Source organism: Stenotrophomonas sp. YJH_SMC_43 (assembly GCF_059372535.1).
In genome coordinates this window covers 463,077-480,387 of the sequence record NZ_JCAFVQ010000003.1, presented here as the reverse complement: position 1 = coordinate 480,387, position 17,311 = coordinate 463,077, and the positions used below count along the sequence as shown (strand labels likewise).

The following is a 17,311-nucleotide window of genomic DNA, read 5'->3' as shown; positions in this document are numbered from 1 at the left end:
GCTCTGCAAAGCTATGGGGCCGCCGAAAGGCGGCCTTTTTGTTGGCGGTCAGTGCGGGTGCCGGGCGCGGTAGGCCTGCAGTACCTGGTCGATCACCGCACTGGTGCGCGCAGCGCTGATGCCGGTCGACGGTGAACAGCCGTTGCCACGCAGTTCGTCCACGAGGGAGGCGATCAACGGCTGCTGGACCGCTGGCGGGTTCGGGATATCGAACGCCTGCACGCCCGCTTCGGTCTCCAGAACCACCGGAACGTCCTCGAAGGTGGCAAAGCGCAGCTGCCCGCGGTCGCCGGTGATCTCGATCTCATCCTGGCGGCGGAAGGCGCAGAAGCTCCACTGCGCGATGCCATGCGCGCCCATTCCGGTGCGGAAGCACATCGAGACGCTGTCCTCGGCGGCGTAGGCGCCGGTCAACGAACTGGCCAGGCCACGCACATCGCTCAGCGGCCCCAGGAGATGGTCGAGCAGGTCCAGGGTATGCGAGCCCAGATCGACGAACAGCCCGCCGCCGGCGATCGCCGGATGGGTCCGCCAGAAGTCCGGCGAGGCGGCATTCGCCGAATGCGGCCGGTGCAGGGTGGCGCGCACGCTGCGCGGCGTACCTATCGCGCCGCTGTCCAGCAGCTGTTTCACCTGTGCGAAGCGGGGCAGGGCGCGGCGGTAATAGGCCACGAACACCGGCACGCCGCGGCGTGCGCTGGCCTCCAGTACGCGTTCGCATTCGGCGTGATCCATGGCCATCGGCTTTTCGATGTAGACCGGCTTGCCCGCGGCGATCGCCTGCAGCGCGTACTGCATGTGCGTCGAGGGGGGCGTTGCGACGTACACCGCGTTCACTTCCGGATCGGCGATGAGCGCATCAGCGTCCGCGTACCAACGGGGAATGGCATGGCGCCTCGCGTAATCCTCGGCCAACGCCGCATTGCGGCGCATGACCGCTGCAACCCGTGATCCGGGTGTGCTGGCCAGGGCCGGGCCGCTCTTCTTCTCGGTGACACTGCCGCAGCCGATGAAGCCCCACACCACATTGTCCAGGATCATGGGTCTGTCCTCAGATGGGTACGGCGGTGGTGGCAGCAGCGCCGCTCACGCGTCCGGCAACGGCTCGGGCACCGTTCCGGGCACGAACACGCCATCCTTCACGTAGGCGGCCAGGGTCATGTCCAGCGCGAGCATGCCGTCGCGCTTGAGGTCCATCAGTTCCGGTTCGACCATCGCGCCGTGCAGCACGCCCAGTACGGTGGCGTGCAGCATGCGCGCGGCGATCTTCGGGTCCGCTCCTTCGCGCAGCTGGCCCAGGTCCCGGGCCCGGCGAAGCGCACGCTCCATCCGGTCCAGCGCATCGCGGAATCCGGCCTGCTGCATTTCGGTCAGCACCTTGGTGTCGGCGGAGGCATCGCTGCGCAGCATGATCTCCATGGTCTTGCGCAGGCGCTCATCCTCGGACAGCTCGATGAACGAGTGGATCATCACCGCGCGCAGGTCGTGTACCGGCGTGTCGCGCTGCTCGGTGGAGGTGCGTTCCAGTTCCTGCATGAAGGGCAGGTGCACCCGTTCAACGATCGCGGCCAGCACCTCACTCTTGTTCTTGAAGTGCCAGTACACCGCGCCACGGGTATAGCCGGCGCGGGCGCCGATCATCTCCAGCGTGGTACGGGCCACGCCGTGTTCATGGAAACAGGCTTCGGCGGCGTCAAGGATGCCTTCCCGGGTTGCCTGGGTGTCCTCTTTGGTCTTGCGGGCCATGGATGGGTACGAGTGCGGGTGAAACGTGGCTGAATTGTACCTGTTTACAAACAAACACGCATGTATGTATATTTCCGTCCCATCATTCCCGCCGTGTGCGTGGCAGGCCGTTGCCGGCTGCTTCTCCCCGCCGGTGAGCGTTGCCTGCTGGCGCTTTCGGCCTGTATCAGCGCGTTTTGAGATTCCTTCCCCTGAGAGCCTTTCCGTCATGTTGCTGAGCCGAATCCGACCCATCGCGCTGTCGCTGGCCATCGCCGCGACCGTGGCTGCCTGCGGCGGCCAACCCCAGGCCCCCGAACAGGGCCCCGGTGACGTCACCGTGGTCACGCTGAAGTCCGAGACCGTGGGCCTGACCCGCGAACTGCCGGGCCGTACCACTGCCTTCCTGGTCGCCGAAGTGCGCCCGCAGGTCAATGGCATCGTCGCCAAGCGCCTGTTCACGGAAGGTGGCATGGTCAAGGCCGGCGAGCCGCTGTACCAGCTCGACGACGCCAGCTACCGCGCCCAGGCCAACAATGCCCGTGCCCAGCTGGCCCGCGCAGAAGCCACCGCCAATGCCGCCCGCCTGAGCGCCAAGCGCATCACCGAGCTGGCCAAGGTCGACGCGGTCAGCCAGCAGGATCTGGAAAACGCCGTGGCCGCGCAGAAGCAGGCCGAGGCCGACGTCGGCGCCGCCAAGGCATCGCTGGATGCGGCCAACGTCACCCTCGGCTATGCCCGTATCACCGCGCCGATCAGCGGCCGCATCGGCAAGTCCAGCGTCACCCAGGGTGCGCTGGTCAACGCCGGCCAGGCCAATGCGCTGGCCACCGTGCAGCAGCTGGATCCGATCTATGTCGACCTGACCCAGTCCTCGGCCGAGCTGCTGCAGCTGCGCCGCGAACTGGCCGCCGGCCGCCTGCAGGACAACCAGACGCTGCCGGTCAGCATCCTGATGGAAGACGGCAGCACCTTCGAGCACAAGGGCACGCTGGAGTTCTCCGAAGTCAGCGTCGATCCGGCCACCGGCAGCTTCGGCCTGCGCGTGAAGGTGGACAACCCGGACGGCCTGCTGATGCCGGGCATGTACGTGCGCGCAGTGATCGGCGGCGGCGTGCGCAGCGATGCGGTGCTGGTACCGATGGCCGGCATCGCCCGCGATCCGAAGGGTGACACCTCCGCGATGGTGGTCGACAAGGACAACAAGGTCGAAGTGCGCCCGGTCAAGGTCAGCCGCACGGTTGGCGACAAGTGGCTGGTCGAGGACGGTCTGAAGGCCGGCGACAAGGTCATCGTCGAAGGCCTGCAGAAGATCGGCCCCGGCATGCCGGTCAAGGCCACCGAGAAGGGCGCTGCTCCGGCCAAGCCGGCAGCGGCCGCCCAGCCTGCCGCTCCGGCCGGCGACGCGAAGTAAGCGGAGAACCCCATGGCACGCTTTTTCATTGATCGACCCATCTTTGCATGGGTGATCGCCATCATCATCATGCTCGCCGGAGGCCTGGCCCTGTTCAAGCTGCCGGTCTCGATGTACCCCAACGTCGCACCGCCGGCGGTGGAAATCAGCGCCACCTACCCGGGTGCATCGGCCAAGGTGGTCGAGGACTCGGTGACGCAGATCATCGAGCAGAACATGAAGGGCCTTGATGGCCTGATCTACTTTTCCTCCAACAGCTCGTCCAACGGCCAGGCCACCATCACCCTGACCTTCGAGAGCGGCACCAACCCGGACATCGCCCAGGTGCAGGTGCAGAACAAGCTGCAGCTGGCCATGCCGCTGCTGCCGCAGGAAGTGCAGCGGCAGGGCATCAACGTGGCCAAGTCCAGCTCGGGCTTCCTGAACGTCATCGCGTTCGTGTCCGAGGACGGCAGCATGGACGCCAACGACATCGCCGACTACGTCGGTTCCAATGTCGTCGACCGCCTGAGCCGCGTGCCGGGCGTGGGCAACATCCAGGTGTTCGGTGGCAAGTACGCCATGCGCATCTGGCTGGACCCGAACAAGCTGCATACCTATGGCCTGTCGGTCGCCGAAGTGACCGCAGCGATCAAGGCACAGAACGCCCAGGTCGCCATCGGCCAGCTCGGCGGTGCGCCGTCGATCAAGGGCCAGCAGCTCAACGCCACCATCAACGCGCAGTCGCGCCTGCAGACCCCGGAACAGTTCCGCAACATCATCGTGCGCGGTGCGCAGGACGGTGCCGAGCTGCGCTTGGGTGATGTCGCCCGCGTCGAGCTGGGTGCGGAATCGTACGACTTCGTCACCCGCTACAACGGCCAGCCGGCCAGCGGCCTGGCGGTCACCCTGGCCACCGGCGCCAACGCGCTGGATACCGCCGCCGGCGTGGATGCCGCGCTGGAGGACATGAAGAGCTTCTTCCCGGCCGGGCTGAAAGCCGAGATCCCGTACGACACCACGCCGTTCGTGCGTGTGTCGATCAAGGGCGTCGTGCAGACCCTGATCGAAGCGATCGTGCTGGTGTTCGTGGTGATGTACCTGTTCCTGCAGAACTTCCGCGCCACCCTGATCCCGACCATCGCCGTGCCGGTGGTGCTGCTGGGTACCTTCGGCGTGCTGGCGATGCTGGGCTTCTCGGTGAACATGCTGACCATGTTCGCGATGGTGCTGGCGATCGGCCTGCTGGTGGACGATGCCATCGTGGTGGTGGAAAACGTCGAGCGCATCATGTCCGAAGAGGGACTGTCGCCGCTCGAGGCCACCCGCAAGTCGATGGGCCAGATCACCGGCGCGCTGGTCGGCATCGGCCTGGTGCTGTCGGCAGTGTTCGTGCCGATGGCCTTCATGAGCGGTTCCACCGGCGTGATCTACCGCCAGTTCTCGGCCACGATCGTCTCGGCGATGGCATTGTCGGTGCTGGTCGCGATCGTGCTGACCCCGGCGTTGTGCGCGACCATGCTCAAGCCGCTGAAGAAGGGCGAGCACCATGTTGCCCATCGCGGCCTGGCCGGTCGTTTCTTCAACGGCTTCAACCGCGGTTTCGACCGCACCAGCGAAAGCTACCAGCGTGGCGTGCGCGGCATCATCCATCGTCCGTGGCGCTTCATGGGCATCGTTGCGGCGCTGTTCGTGCTGATGGGCGTGCTGTTCGTGCGCCTGCCCAGTTCGTTCCTGCCCAACGAAGACCAGGGCGTGCTGATGGCGCTGGTGCAGGCGCCGGTGGGTGCCACCCAGGAACGTACGCTGGAATCGATCGCGGCACTGGAAAACCACTTCCTGCAGAACGAGAAGGATGCGGTGGACTCGGTGTTCTCGGTGCAGGGCTTCAGCTTCGCCGGCATGGGCCAGAACGCGGGCATGGCATTCGTCAAGCTGAAGGACTGGAGCGAGCGTGACGCCAACAATGGCGTGATGCCGATCACCGGTCGCGCGATGGCGGCCCTGGGCCAGATCAAGGATGCCTTCATCTTCGCCTTCCCGCCGCCGGCCATCCCGGAGCTGGGTACCGCTTCGGGCTACACCTTCTTCCTGAAGGACAACAGTGGCCAGGGCCACGAGGCACTGGTGGCCGCGCGCAACCAGCTGCTCGGCCTCGCCGCCGGCAGCAAGAAACTGGCCAACGTGCGCCCGAACGGCCAGGAAGACACGCCGCAGTTCCGCATCGACATCGATGCGGCCAAGGCGACCTCGCTGGGGCTGTCGATCGACCAGATCAACGGCACCCTGGCCGCCGCGTGGGGCAGCTCGTACATCGATGACTTCGTCGATCGCGGCCGCGTCAAGCGCGTGTTCGTGCAGGCTGACCAGCCGTTCCGCATGGTCCCGGAAGACTTCGACCTCTGGTCCGTGAAGAACGACAAGGGCGAGATGGTGCCGTTCAGCGCGTTCGCCACCAAGCACTGGGACTACGGCTCGCCGCGCCTGGAGCGCTACAACGGCGTGTCGGCAATGGAAATCCAGGGCGAACCGGCCCCGGGTGTGGCCTCCGGTGACGCCATGGCCGAGATCGAACAGTTGGCCAAGCAGCTGCCGGCGGGCTTCGGCATCGAGTGGACGGCGATGTCCTACCAGGAACGCCAGGCCGGCTCGCAGACGCCGCTGCTGTACACGCTGTCGCTGATGATCGTGTTCCTGTGCCTGGCCGCGATGTACGAAAGCTGGAGCGTGCCGACCGCGGTGCTGCTGGCGGCCCCGCTGGGTATCCTCGGCGCCGTGCTGGCCAACACCTTCAAGGGCCTGGAGCGCGACATCTACTTCCAGGTGGCGATGCTGACCACGGTGGGCCTGACCAGCAAGAACGCGATCCTGATCGTCGAGTTCGCCAAGGAGAACCTGGAGAAGGGCGCCAGCCTGATCGAGTCGATCATGCATGCCGTGCGCGACCGCTTGCGTCCGATCGTGATGACCTCGCTGGCCTTCGGCATGGGCGTGGTACCGCTGGCGGTCTCCACCGGTGCCGGTTCCGGCGCCAAGCAGGCGATCGGTACCGGCGTGCTCGGCGGCATGATCGTCGGCACCGTGCTCGGTGTGTTCTTCGTGCCGCTGTTCTTCGTGGTGGTGCAGCGCGTGTTCAAGCGCAAGACCGCCGAGTGATGAAATCCGGTAGCGCCGGGCCATGCCCGGCGGATGCCTCACCGCGTAGCCGCCGGGCATGGCCCGGCGCTACCACCGTGACCCCCAAGGTGTCGCCATGAAATTCTCTTCTCTTGCTGTATCCCTGGCCGGCGTGCTCGCGCTGGCCGGCTGCTCCACTCTGGTGCCGAAGAACACCGCTGTCGCTCCGGCGATTCCAGCGCAGTGGCCGGCCGAAGCCGCGCAGGGCCAGGTGACCGATGTCGCCGCCGTCGGCTGGCGCGACTTCTTCACCGATCCACGCCTGCAGCAGGTGATCGACCAGTCTCTGCAGAACAACCGCGACCTGCGCGTGGCCGTGCTCAATGTAGAGCGCGCGCGCGGCCAGTACCGCGTACAACGTGCCGACCGCGTGCCCGGCGTGGCTGTCACCGGCCAGATGGAGCGCCGAGGCACCGACGCCGGCGTCACCGAGCAGTTCACCGCCGGTGTCGGCGTGGCCGAGTTCGAGCTGGATCTGTTCGGCCGCGTGCGCAATCTCAGTGAAGCGGCGTTGCAGCAGTACTTCGCCGTGGCCGCCAACCGCCGCAACGCGCAGCTGAGTCTGGTGGCCGAGACCGCGACTGCGTGGCTGACCTATGGTGCCGATGCGCAGCAGCTGAAGATCGCCGAGGCCACGCTGAAGACCTACGAGGATTCGCTGCGCCTGGCCGAGGCCCGCCACGAACGTGGTGGCAGTTCGGCGCTGGAGCTGACCCAGACCCGTACCCTGGTCGAGACCGCACGTACGGATGCTGCACGCCTGCGTGGCCAGCTGGCCCAGGACCGCAATGCGCTGGCGCTGCTGGCCGGTGGCCAGCTGGATCCGGCACTGCTGCCGGACAGCATGGAGCCACAGCTGCTGGCACTGGCCCCGCCGCCGGCCGGCCTGCCCAGCGACGTGCTGCTGCAGCGCCCGGACATCATGGCCGCCGAACACCAGCTGCTGGCCGCAAACGCCAACATCGGTGCGGCACGCGCGGCGTTCTTCCCGAGCATCTCGCTGACCGGCAGCATCGGCAGTGGTTCGAACGAACTGTCCAACCTGTTCGACAGTGGCACCCGTGTATGGAGTTTCCTGCCGAAGATCACCCTGCCGATCTTCCAGGGCGGCAAGCTGCGCGCCAATCTGGCCATCGCCAACGCAGATCGTGATATCGCTCTGGCGCAGTACGAGAAGTCGATCCAGGTGGGCTTCCGCGAAACCGCCGATGCGCTGGCATTGAATGTCAGCCTGGACGAGCAGGTGAGTTCACAGCAGCGCCTGGTGGACGCGGCCGAACAGGCCAACCGCCTGTCGCAGGCCCGCTACGACGCGGGGCTGGATAGCTTCGTCACCCTGCTTGATGCGCGGCGTACCGCCTACAACGCGCAGCAGACCCAGCTGCAGGCCCAGCTGGCGCAACAGGCCAACCGCATCACCCTGTACAAGGTGCTGGGTGGCGGCTGGCACGAGCGCAGCTGAGCAGCAATTCGATACCGGTAGCGCCGGGCCACGCCCGGCGGCCTTTCGTTCCTGCATGCCTGACGGCTGGGCGGACCGCACTTCGTGCTCGCCGGGCATGGCCAGGCGCTACCGCATGGGCCAACGGCACCATGCAAACGGATATTCATCGAGATGCAGGGTCAATCCTGCTCGGATGGGGTTGCCCAGGATGTACAACGCATGGCGCCTCAAGGCTTCCTCGCTGCGTACCGCGTGATCGAAATAGCTCGGCTGCCACAAAGGCGTCTGTATGCCGAACTGCTGCCCCAGCAACCGGCTGCTGCGGGATTTCACCGTTCCCATCATGCGCGCCAGTGATCCGTCGCGCAGCTGCATCAGCCAATGCAGATGGTCAGGCATGACGACCCAAGCAAAGGACCGACTGAGGCCCATGCGTTCAACATACCTCAATGCATCCACAAGACACGTTGCACAACGTGGATCTTCAAAGACCGGGCGCCGGTGGCGTACGACCGTGGTGAGGACGTAGTAGCCCCCGATATGGGAGTGGCGGCCACGTTCCAGATGACGGCTGGACATGGCGCCAGTCTGCACTGATGGGATGTCCGCCGTTATCAGCCGAGGGCGATGGCCCGTGTGGGATTCTTCCGGGTATCGCGCTCGCCGGGCATGGCCCGGCGCTACCGTCAGATCGCTTCATCATCGCGCGGGGCCGCGCGGCAGGCGCGCACGCGCAGCAGCGCGTCACCGGCCTCGCGGGCCATGCGCTCGTATTCGGCGCGGATCTCTTCCAGCCGCGCTTCGTCCAGTTCTTCCAGATCCAACAGTTCGTTGTTGGCTTCGGCTGTCGCCCGGATCAGCTCGTCCAGCTTGATCTGCATCGCGGCGGTATCCGCGTTCTGCGTGTGCTGGATCAGGAACACCATCAGGAAGGTGATGATGGTGGTGCCGGTGTTGATCACCAGCTGCCAGGTGTCGTTGAAACCGAACACCGGGCCACTGATGCCCCAGATCACCACGATCGCTACTGCGGCCAGGAAGGTCCACGGCGAGCCGGTGGCGGCCGCGGCCTTCTTGGCGATCGTATTGAACAGGTTGCGTGCTTTCATCGTCGTCGTCCCACTCAGGTGACGAGGATGATCGGCAGTGGCCCGTGCAGGCGCCGTGCAGCGGCAGTCAGGCGCGCATGCGCTGCAGGCGCGGTGCCTGTAGGCTGCGCACCGGACTGCTCTGGTAGACGTGCTGCCAGCAACGGTCGACGAACTCGCGGGCCTGTGCTTCGCTCAGTCGCGGCATGATCTGCAGGGCGTACTGGGTCTGGAACATCTCGTCACGTTCGGCCTCGCTGGCGCGCGGCTGGGTGATCAGCGAATCGCAGGCAAACTTGATCCACGGCACGTACGAGCCGAACGAGTTGTGCGGCAGTGCGCCTTCGGCATGTTGGCGGCGCCAGTGATCCAGCTCGGCGTCAACGTTGATGACCGGAGGAATGGTGGGGACTTCAGCGTGCATGACAATCCAGTTCGGTTGAGTGGAAAGGGAGTGGGGGTTCATCGGAGTGTGGCGTATGTGGCGGTGCATGCCGCGTCAGCGCGATGTGGAGCTGGCGTTGGCATGTCCGATCAACTGCGCACGCTCGACGGCACCGAGATCTTCGGCGATGTCGGCCATCGCATTGCACAGGCGCTCATGGTCGAGCGGGTGGCCGCGCACCAGCTCCAGCTGCAGGCCCTGGTAGGCAGTCCAGAACAGTGCGCCACGCTGGTGCAGTGCGTACTGCTGCTGCAGGCGCTTGCGGATGGCGTCGAGGATCGGGTCAGGCGTAGGTCGTACGGCGTGCGCGCACATGGCTGGCTCCGCCGGGGAAAGAAGTCCCGGTAACCCCACCCTAGGCGCGGCAGCCGGGCGGGGTGTTATCGCAGCGTGTGCACGTTGCGCAGCTGACTGTGCACGGGTTCACGGCAATGGCCGCAAACGCTGCCGGCACTAGGGCGTGCCGGCGCTGAAGCGTTCATTAAATGGGATCAACAGGACACTGCGTGGTAATCATTCACCGATGTCTTCGTTCCAGATCTCCGGGTGCTGCGCAATGAAGCCGCCCAGCAGGTCCACGCATTCCTGGCTGTCCAGGTCGATCACGTTGACGCCGTTTTCCCGCAACCAGTCGATGCCGCCCTGGAAGGTGCGCGATTCGCCCACCACCACGGTGCCGATGTTGAACTGGCGCACCAGGCCCGAGCAGTACCAGCACGGTGCCAGGGTGGTGACCATGATCGTGTCCTGGTAACGGCGCTGGCGGCCGGCCTTGCGGAACGCATCGGTTTCGCCGTGCACGGACGGGTCGCCCTCCTGCACGCGGCGGTTATGGCCGCAGCCGAGCAGGCGGCCGTCGTTGTGGTACAGCGCCGCGCCGATCGGCACGCCGCCTTCGGCCAGGCCCTGGCGGGCTTCGGCGATGGCGGTCTGCAGCAGGGCCTGGTAGTCGGGCGTGGTGATCATGCGGGGCTCCGGTAAGTCGTGGCCCGCCATGATACGGGCAGGGGGTGCCGCTGGCCCCCGGCGGTGCGATAATCGGGGCCATGAGCGAATCCCCCTACAAAGCCGGTACCACCCATTTCGGGTTCCGCGACGTCGCCGCCAAGGACAAGCAGAAGCTGGTCGGCCAGGTGTTCACCTCGGTCGCGCGCAACTACGACCTGATGAACGACCTGATGAGCCTGGGCGTGCACCGGGCGTGGAAGCGCTACTACGTGGCGACCGCGCAGGTGAAGCCGGGCGACCGCGTGCTCGACCTGGCGGGCGGCACCGGCGACATCGCCGCCCTGCTGAAGGAGCGCGTCGGCGCCGAGGGCTCGGTGGTGCTGGGCGACATCAACGCCGGCATGCTGTCGGTCGGCCGCGACCGCCTGACCAACCGCGGCCTGGTGCTCGGCCTGGACTACGTGCAGTGCAACGCCGAAGCCCTGCCGTTCCCGGACAACAGCTTCGACCTGGTCACCATCGCCTTCGGCCTGCGCAACGTCACCGACAAGGACGCCGGCCTGCGCGAGATGTACCGCGTGCTGAAGGTGGGCGGCCAGGCCCGCGTGCTGGAGTTCTCCGAAGTCACCGCGGACTGGTTCAAGCCGATCTACGACTTCCACTCGTTCAAGATCCTGCCCAAGCTGGGCAAGTTGTTCGCCAATGATTCGGACAGCTACCAGTACCTGGCTGAGAGCATCCGCAAGCACCCGCCGCAGGATGAACTGAAGGCGATGATGGGGCAGGCCGGTTTCGAGCGCTGCCACTACAAGAACCTGACCGGCGGCATCGTTTCGATCCACTCCGGCTACAAGCTGTAGGCCTTGCCCTGGTGGGTGCCAACCCTGGTTGGCACTCGGCCGCTGCGGTCATCCGCTCTGGTAGGTGCCGACCTTGGTCGGCACGGGCCTGCCACATGCGATGAAAGATCCGTGCCAACCAAAGTTGGCACCTACCCGGGGCGCCGCCGCAGGATCGGCCTTGGCCGCATTACCCCGCACCGCGCAACGCCTGCCGGGCCGGAGGGAGGTACCATTGGGGTTTGATCCCCGTAACGGTCCCGATTCATGCGTAATCCGCTGATGCTCCTTCCGCTGGCCGTGGCCCTGGCCGCCGGCTGCTCCCAGGAGGCGGCCGCGCCCGCCGCCGCCCCGACTGCCGCAAAGGCCCCCGCCGCCCCCGTGAACGCCGAGAACCGCAGCCACGACGAAAGCTCGTACGCCGAGCCGGACAAGGTCGTCATCAAGGACATCGCGCTGGATCTGAAGCTGGACTTCGACCAGAAGCAGATCGGCGGCACCGCCACCTACACCCTGGAATGGAAGCAGAAGGACGCCAAGCAGCTGGTGCTCGACACCCGCGAGCTGACCGTGTCCAAGGTTGAGGCCGTTGCCGCCGATGGCGCGCGCAGCCCGCTGAAGTTCGAGCTGGCCGCCGCTGACAAGGTGTTCGGCAGCAAGCTGACCATCGAGGCTCCGGAACAGCCGGCCAAGGTGGAAGTGACCTATCACACCGCGCCGACCGCCTCGGGCCTGCAGTGGCTGGCACCGTCGATGACCGAGGGCAAGAAGCTGCCCTTCATGTTCAGCCAGTCGCAGGCGATCCACGCCCGTTCCTGGGTGCCGCTGCAGGACACCCCGAGCGTTCGCTTCACCTACAGCGCGCACGTGGTCTCGCGCCCGGACGTGATGGTGCTGATGAGCGCCGACAACGATCCGAAGGCCGCGCGTGACGGTGACTACACCTTCAAGATGCCGCAGCCGATTCCGTCCTACCTGCTGGCCATCGCCGCCGGCGACCTGGTGTTCGAGCCGATCTCCGGCCGCTCCGGCGTCTGGGCCGAGCCGACCATGGTCAACAAGGCCGCCAAGGAATTCGAAGACACCGAAAAGATGATCGGTGCCGCCGAGAAGCTGTACGGCGAATACCGCTGGGGCCGCTACGACATGCTGGTGCTGCCGCCGTCGTTCCCGTTCGGCGGCATGGAAAACCCGCGCCTGACCTTCGCCACCCCGACCGTGATCGTCGGCGACAAGTCGTTGGTCTCGCTGGTCGCCCACGAACTGGCGCACAGCTGGTCGGGCAACCTGGTGACCAACGCCAGCTGGAAGGACATCTGGCTCAATGAAGGCTTCACCACCTACGTCCAGGGCCGCATCACCGAAGCCCTGTACGGCAAGGAAATGGCCGAGATGGAGAAGCAGATCGACCAGACCGACCTGCTGGCCGAAGTGAAGGACATGAGCCCGGCTGACCAGGCACTGGCGCTGCCGCCGCTGAACGAGCGTGATCCCGACGAAGCGCTCAGCCAGGTCGCCTACGTCAAGGGTGCGTGGTTCCTGGAATTCCTGGAGCAGCGCTTCGGCCGCGAGACCTTCGATCCGTTCCTGCGCGGCTGGTTCGATGACCACGCCTTCCAGAGCGCGAACACCGACCAGTTCGTCGCGTACATGAAGAAGAACCTGCTGCCGAAGAATCCCTCGGCCGTGACCGAGGCCGAACTGAAGGCGTGGCTGGACGAGCCGGGCATTCCGGCGTTCGCTGCCAAGGCGCAGTCGCGCAACTTCAGCAGCGTCGATACCGCGCGCATCGCCTTCGCCAGCGCCGGCACCGTGCCGAGCAGCCAGGTCATCGCCGACTGGAGCACGCAGGAATGGGTGCGCTTCATCGACGGCCTGGGTGCGACCCAGCCGCTGGACAAGCTGGCCACGCTGGACAAGGCCTTCCACTTCACTGGCACCCCGAATGGCGAGATCGCCATGCGCTGGTACCCGCTGGCGATCCGCAGCGGCTACGAGCAGGCCAATGAAGGCGCGGCGGCATTCATCGAGCGCGTCGGCCGTCGCAAGCTGATCCTGCCGATCTACGCCGAACTGGTGAAGACCCCGAAGGGGCTGGAGCTGGCCAAGCAGGCCTTCGAAAAGGCCAAGCCGGGCTACCACCCGATCACCACCGCCTCGGTCCAGGACATGCTGGCCAAGGCTGAAGCCAAGTAAGCGGTAGTGCTGGCCGCTGGCCGGCAACCGGTCACTGCTTCACCACCAACGGCGGGGAAACCCGCCGTTGGTGTATCCGTTTTTCGCTGCCGATAGAATCGGGATGCACCCGCAAAGGACCTCCGCCATGAAACGACTGATCCTGCTCACCGCCTGCACCCTGGCGCTGGCCGCCTGCAGCAACCCCGAGGAAGAACGCAAGGCGCAGGAAGCCGCCGCAGCCGCCGTGCAGGCGCAGAAGGAGGCCAAGGCCGAAGACGTGGCCAAGCAGTACGACATGGCCGTGGCCGCGCAGGACTGGGAGCGCGCGCGCCTGCATGGTGCCTCGCTGCTGGACCAGTACAAGGACACCGCGGCCGCCGAGCGCATCGCCGCAGGCTTCGACGAGGTCAAGGCCAAGGGCGATGCCGCGCGCGACCTGCGCCGCATGCAGGCGCTGTGGCAGTACAACCAGATCCCGGTGGGCAACAAGGGCAACCAGGTTTCGGCGCAGATCTACAGCAAGGAACGGGTGGACGTGGATGGCAGCGGCGCCAAGCCGGTGCAGCTGGTGTTCCGCGATCATCCGGAGTGGAAGCGGCATGCGTATCTGGTGCTGCAGGCCGGCGATTTCCGTTGCCCGCAGTGCACGGTGAAAGTAACCGTGGACGACGGCAAGCCGATTTCCATGGCGGCGTGGCGTCCGAAGACCGATGAAGCCATTGCCCTGTTCATCACCGACCAGAAGGCGCTGTGGAAGCTGGCGCGCAAGGGCAAGTCGATCAGCATCGAGTTCCCGGTCAAGGCCGGTGGCACCCGCACCGCTGTGTTCGAAACCGGTGGCGTCGACGCCAGCCGCATGCCGCAGTGGTGGCAGTGATGGTTGCGGCGGGCAGCGCAGTGCACGCGTTGTCCGCGATCCGGCACTGGGTGTTCGACATGGATGGCACGCTGACCGTCGCCGTGCATGATTTCGCCGCGATCCGCCGCGCGCTGGAGATCGCGGCCGAGGAAGACATCCTTGACCATATTGCGGCGTTGCCGGACGCACCGGCGCAGGCCAAGCGCGAGTGGCTGCTGGATCATGAGCGCGCGCTGGCCGAGGACGCACTGCCGGCACCGGGTGCGCTGAAGCTGCTGCGCGCGTTGTCGGCGGCAGGCTGCCGGCTCGGCATCCTGACCCGCAATGATCATGCGCTGGCGAAGCTGACGTTGGACGCGATCGGGGTCGGGGCGTTGTTCGACGATGCCGACATCATCGGCCGCGATGAAGCGGTGCCCAAACCCTCACCGGATGGCCTGCAGCAGCATCTGCGGCGTTGGGGGATCGGGGCTGCGGAGGCGGTGATGGTCGGTGACCACGCCTACGACCTGGAGTGCGGCCGTGCGGCCGGCGCCCATACCGTGCTGGTCAACCTGCCGGAAAACCCATGGCCGGGCCGTGCCGACTGGCATTTCGCTGATTGCCGCGCCTTGCTGGCTGCCTGGCAGGGCGCTTGCTGATGTAGAGCCGAGCCCACGCTCGGCTGCTCTCCTCCGGTCAGATCGCGCTGGCGCGCGCAAGCCGAGCATGGCTCGGCTCTACAGAGAGCAGGCCACGTGTCGGTCGGAGGTTCCGGTAGTGCCGGCCGCTGGCCGGCAGTGTCGACCAAGGTCGACACCTACCGATCAGATGTGCGGGCAGTTCGGTTACGCGCTCAGCGCGTAACCGAACTGCTGCTTGAACTGCTCGTTGAACTCATCGAAGGTGAAGCGCTGGTTCTGCGTGCCCGGGTGCTCGACCTTCAGCGCGCCCATCAGGTTGCCCATGCGGCCGATGGTCAGCCAGTCGTAGCCCTTCTGGATGCCGTAGATCAGGCCGGCGCGGAAGGCGTCGCCACAGCCGGTCGGGTCGACCACGCGGCGCTCATGCGCCGGCGGAATGTCGTAGCTCTTTTCCGGGGTGTGGATGACCGCGCCCTTCGGGCCGCGGGTGGTGATGTAGGCCTTGACCCGGCTGACGATCTCTTTCTCGTCCCAGCCAGTGCGTTCCTGCAGCAGGTTCGACTCGTAGTCGTTGACCACCACGTAGTCGGCCTGCTCGATGAACTCGCGCAGTTCCGGGCCGTTGAACAGCGGCATGGCCTGGCCCGGGTCGAAGATGAACGGGATGCCGTCTTCGTGGAATTCCTGCGCGTTCTGGATCATGCCTTCGCGGCCGTCCGGGCCGACCAGGCCCAGGGTCACGCCCGGTACGCCACGCACGTGGTTTTCGTAGGAACGCATCATCGCGCCCGGGTGGAAGGCGGTGATCTGGTTGTTGTCGTGATCGGTGGTGATGAACGCCTGCGGGGTGAACAGCTCATCGATCACGCGCACGCGCGACAGGTCGATGCCCAGGCCTTCGAAGTACTCACGGTACGGGCCAAAGTCCGAACCCACGGTGCCCATCGGGATCGGCTGGCCGCCCAGCAGGTGCAGGTTGTAGGCGATGTTGCCGGCGCAGCCGCCGAACTCGCGGCGCATGCGCGGGACCAGGAAGGACACGTTCAGGATGTGCACCTTGTCCGGCAGGATGTGATTCTTGAACTGGTCCGGGAACACCATGATGGTGTCGAAGGCAAGAGAACCACAGATCAGAGCGGACATCGATGTAAGCCTATGCGGTGAATTTTGGGGTGGGCCGGCCCGGTTCGGCGGGCAAGCAAACGGCGCCCTTGGGCGCCCGACGGCGCAAAGGTTACCCGCTGGTGCCGCTCAGGGCCAGAACCGGGTGAGACCCGATCAGGCCGAAAGCCTGTGAAGACGCGGGTTCAGCTAGTTTTTTCCTTGCTCGGCGGCAGGCGGGTTGCTAGGCTTGTCGGCCTCGATTTCTGCCCATTTTTTCGCCATCCCGCGGCGGGCACGACACCCCTCAGGACTCCTTCCTCAGATGTTCAAGAAACTCCGTGGCATGTTCTCCAACGACCTGTCCATCGACCTGGGCACGGCCAACACCCTCATCTACGTGCGCGGGCAGGGGATCGTGCTGAACGAGCCATCGGTCGTGGCCGTGCGTCAGGACCGTGCCATCGGTGGCACCCGCTCGGTGGCAGCCGTAGGCGCCGAAGCCAAGCAGATGCTGGGCCGTACCCCGGGCCACATCACCACCATCCGCCCGATGAAGGACGGCGTCATCGCCGACTTCACCTATACCGAGGCGATGCTCAAGCACTTCATCAAGAAGGTGCACAAATCGCGCGTGCTGCGCCCGAGCCCGCGCGTGCTGGTCTGCGTGCCGGCCGGCTCGACCCAGGTCGAGCGCCGCGCGATCAAGGAATCGGCCGAGGAAGCCGGTGCCCGTGACGTGTTCCTGATCGAAGAACCGATGGCGGCCGCGATCGGCGCCGGCATGCCGGTCACTGAAGCGCGTGGCTCGATGGTCATCGACATCGGCGGCGGCACCACCGAAGTGGCGGTGATCTCGCTCAACGGCATCGTCTACTCGGCGTCGGTCCGCATCGGTGGCGACCGCTTCGACGAGTCGATCACCAACTACGTGCGCCGCAACCACGGCATGCTGATCGGTGAAGCCACCGCTGAGCGCATCAAGGTCGAGCTGGGCTGTGCCTACCCGCAGGCGGAAGTGATCGAGATGGAAATCTCCGGCCGCAACCTCGCCGAGGGCGTGCCGAAGATGATCAAGATCAGCTCCAACGAGGTGCTTGAAGCCCTGCACGAGCCGCTGTCGGGCATCGTCAGCGCGGTCAAGCTGGCGCTGGAACAGACCCCGCCGGAACTGTGTGCCGACGTTGCCGAGCGCGGCATCGTGCTGACCGGTGGCGGCGCCCTGCTGCGTGACCTGGACCGCCTGATTTCCGAGGAAACCGGCCTGCACGTGCAGGTGGCGGACGATCCGCTGACCTGCGTGGCCCGCGGCGGTGGCCGTGCGCTGGAGCTGGTCGACATGCACGGCAACGAGTTCTTTGCGCCGGAATAAGCCGTCCCGGCTGCCTGCGCCCGCAGCGCCCCTCCGGGGTGCGGCCCGCCGTGATGGCGGGCCGGCACCGGCGGGGCGCCCGCGTGTTTCCCTTCCGCCTTCTGCCAGTTGAATCGTTG

16 protein-coding genes are annotated in these 17,311 nt (G+C 66.1%); 8 read left to right on the top strand and 8 right to left on the bottom strand.

What is annotated here, in order from left to right:
- Window positions 1-48: 48 nt before the first annotated feature.
- Window positions 49-1,041, bottom strand: coding sequence for a Gfo/Idh/MocA family protein (locus tag AC5QAH_RS14330; protein ID WP_043401018.1), 993 nt, complete (start codon window positions 1,039-1,041; stop codon window positions 49-51).
- 45 nt (window positions 1,042-1,086) lie between these two features.
- Complete coding sequence (smeT, locus tag AC5QAH_RS14325) at window positions 1,087-1,746, bottom strand: efflux transporter SmeDEF transcriptional repressor SmeT (RefSeq protein WP_019337673.1); 660 nt, start codon at window positions 1,744-1,746, stop codon at window positions 1,087-1,089.
- 208 nt (window positions 1,747-1,954) lie between these two features.
- Between smeT and smeD the strand changes: the two genes are divergently transcribed.
- The 3 genes from smeD (at window position 1,955) to smeF (ending at window position 7,757) form a co-directional block, all read left to right on the top strand.
- On the top strand, window positions 1,955-3,139 hold the full coding sequence (gene smeD, locus AC5QAH_RS14320) for a multidrug efflux RND transporter periplasmic adaptor subunit SmeD (protein WP_010481396.1): 1,185 nt from the start codon (window positions 1,955-1,957) through the stop codon (window positions 3,137-3,139).
- A gap of 12 nt (window positions 3,140-3,151) precedes the next feature.
- On the top strand, window positions 3,152-6,274 hold the full coding sequence (gene smeE / locus AC5QAH_RS14315; RefSeq protein WP_010481397.1) for a multidrug efflux RND transporter permease subunit SmeE: 3,123 nt from the start codon (window positions 3,152-3,154) through the stop codon (window positions 6,272-6,274).
- 97 nt (window positions 6,275-6,371) lie between these two features.
- On the top strand, window positions 6,372-7,757 hold the full coding sequence (gene smeF / locus AC5QAH_RS14310; RefSeq protein WP_197597758.1) for a multidrug efflux RND transporter outer membrane subunit SmeF: 1,386 nt from the start codon (window positions 6,372-6,374) through the stop codon (window positions 7,755-7,757).
- A 108-nt stretch (window positions 7,758-7,865) separates the two neighbouring features.
- Here the strand turns inward: smeF and AC5QAH_RS14305 are convergent, their stop codons facing one another.
- From AC5QAH_RS14305 to AC5QAH_RS14285, 5 genes are all read right to left on the bottom strand, one after another.
- The gene (locus tag AC5QAH_RS14305; protein WP_029379752.1) at window positions 7,866-8,318 is read right to left on the bottom strand and encodes an REP-associated tyrosine transposase; all 453 of its coding nucleotides are present in this window, start codon (window positions 8,316-8,318) and stop codon (window positions 7,866-7,868) included.
- A 107-nt stretch (window positions 8,319-8,425) separates the two neighbouring features.
- Window positions 8,426-8,848, bottom strand: coding sequence for a low affinity iron permease family protein (locus AC5QAH_RS14300; RefSeq protein WP_010481401.1), 423 nt, complete (start codon window positions 8,846-8,848; stop codon window positions 8,426-8,428).
- Between the two features lie 67 nt (window positions 8,849-8,915).
- Window positions 8,916-9,251 carry a hypothetical protein gene (locus AC5QAH_RS14295; protein ID WP_005411085.1) on the bottom strand — a complete coding sequence of 112 codons (336 nt, stop codon included), beginning with the start codon at window positions 9,249-9,251 and terminating at the stop codon, window positions 8,916-8,918.
- A 75-nt stretch (window positions 9,252-9,326) separates the two neighbouring features.
- Window positions 9,327-9,587, bottom strand: a complete 261-nt coding sequence (locus tag AC5QAH_RS14290; protein ID WP_010481405.1) for a hypothetical protein — start codon at window positions 9,585-9,587, stop codon at window positions 9,327-9,329.
- Between the two features lie 198 nt (window positions 9,588-9,785).
- Window positions 9,786-10,238 (bottom strand): nucleoside deaminase, encoded by a 453-nt coding sequence (locus AC5QAH_RS14285; RefSeq protein WP_005411083.1) that lies wholly within the window; start codon window positions 10,236-10,238, stop codon window positions 9,786-9,788.
- An 80-nt stretch (window positions 10,239-10,318) separates the two neighbouring features.
- On the opposite strand from AC5QAH_RS14285, the gene ubiE reads away from it, so the two are divergent.
- The 4 genes from ubiE (at window position 10,319) to AC5QAH_RS14265 (ending at window position 14,737) form a co-directional block, all read left to right on the top strand.
- The gene (gene ubiE, locus AC5QAH_RS14280) at window positions 10,319-11,080 is read left to right on the top strand and encodes a bifunctional demethylmenaquinone methyltransferase/2-methoxy-6-polyprenyl-1,4-benzoquinol methylase UbiE (RefSeq protein ID WP_005411082.1); all 762 of its coding nucleotides are present in this window, start codon (window positions 10,319-10,321) and stop codon (window positions 11,078-11,080) included.
- Between the two features lie 246 nt (window positions 11,081-11,326).
- The gene (locus tag AC5QAH_RS14275; RefSeq protein WP_019337677.1) at window positions 11,327-13,255 is read left to right on the top strand and encodes a M1 family metallopeptidase; all 1,929 of its coding nucleotides are present in this window, start codon (window positions 11,327-11,329) and stop codon (window positions 13,253-13,255) included.
- Window positions 13,256-13,382: 127 nt separating this feature from the next.
- Window positions 13,383-14,114, top strand: coding sequence for a hypothetical protein (locus AC5QAH_RS14270; protein WP_019337678.1), 732 nt, complete (start codon window positions 13,383-13,385; stop codon window positions 14,112-14,114).
- A complete protein-coding gene (locus tag AC5QAH_RS14265) occupies window positions 14,114-14,737 on the top strand; it encodes an HAD family hydrolase (protein ID WP_010481411.1) in 624 nt (207 codons plus the stop codon). The genes AC5QAH_RS14270 and AC5QAH_RS14265 overlap by 1 nt, the downstream gene beginning before the upstream one ends.
- 186 nt (window positions 14,738-14,923) lie before the next feature.
- On the opposite strand, the gene AC5QAH_RS14260 is transcribed toward AC5QAH_RS14265, so the two are convergent.
- Window positions 14,924-15,862, bottom strand: a complete 939-nt coding sequence (locus AC5QAH_RS14260; RefSeq protein ID WP_010481412.1) for a carbohydrate kinase family protein — start codon at window positions 15,860-15,862, stop codon at window positions 14,924-14,926.
- 283 nt (window positions 15,863-16,145) lie between these two features.
- Here AC5QAH_RS14260 and AC5QAH_RS14255 point away from each other — a divergent pair, with 283 nt between their 5' ends.
- Complete coding sequence (locus AC5QAH_RS14255) at window positions 16,146-17,192, top strand: rod shape-determining protein (RefSeq protein WP_005419402.1); 1,047 nt, start codon at window positions 16,146-16,148, stop codon at window positions 17,190-17,192.
- Window positions 17,193-17,311: the final 119 nt, after the last annotated feature.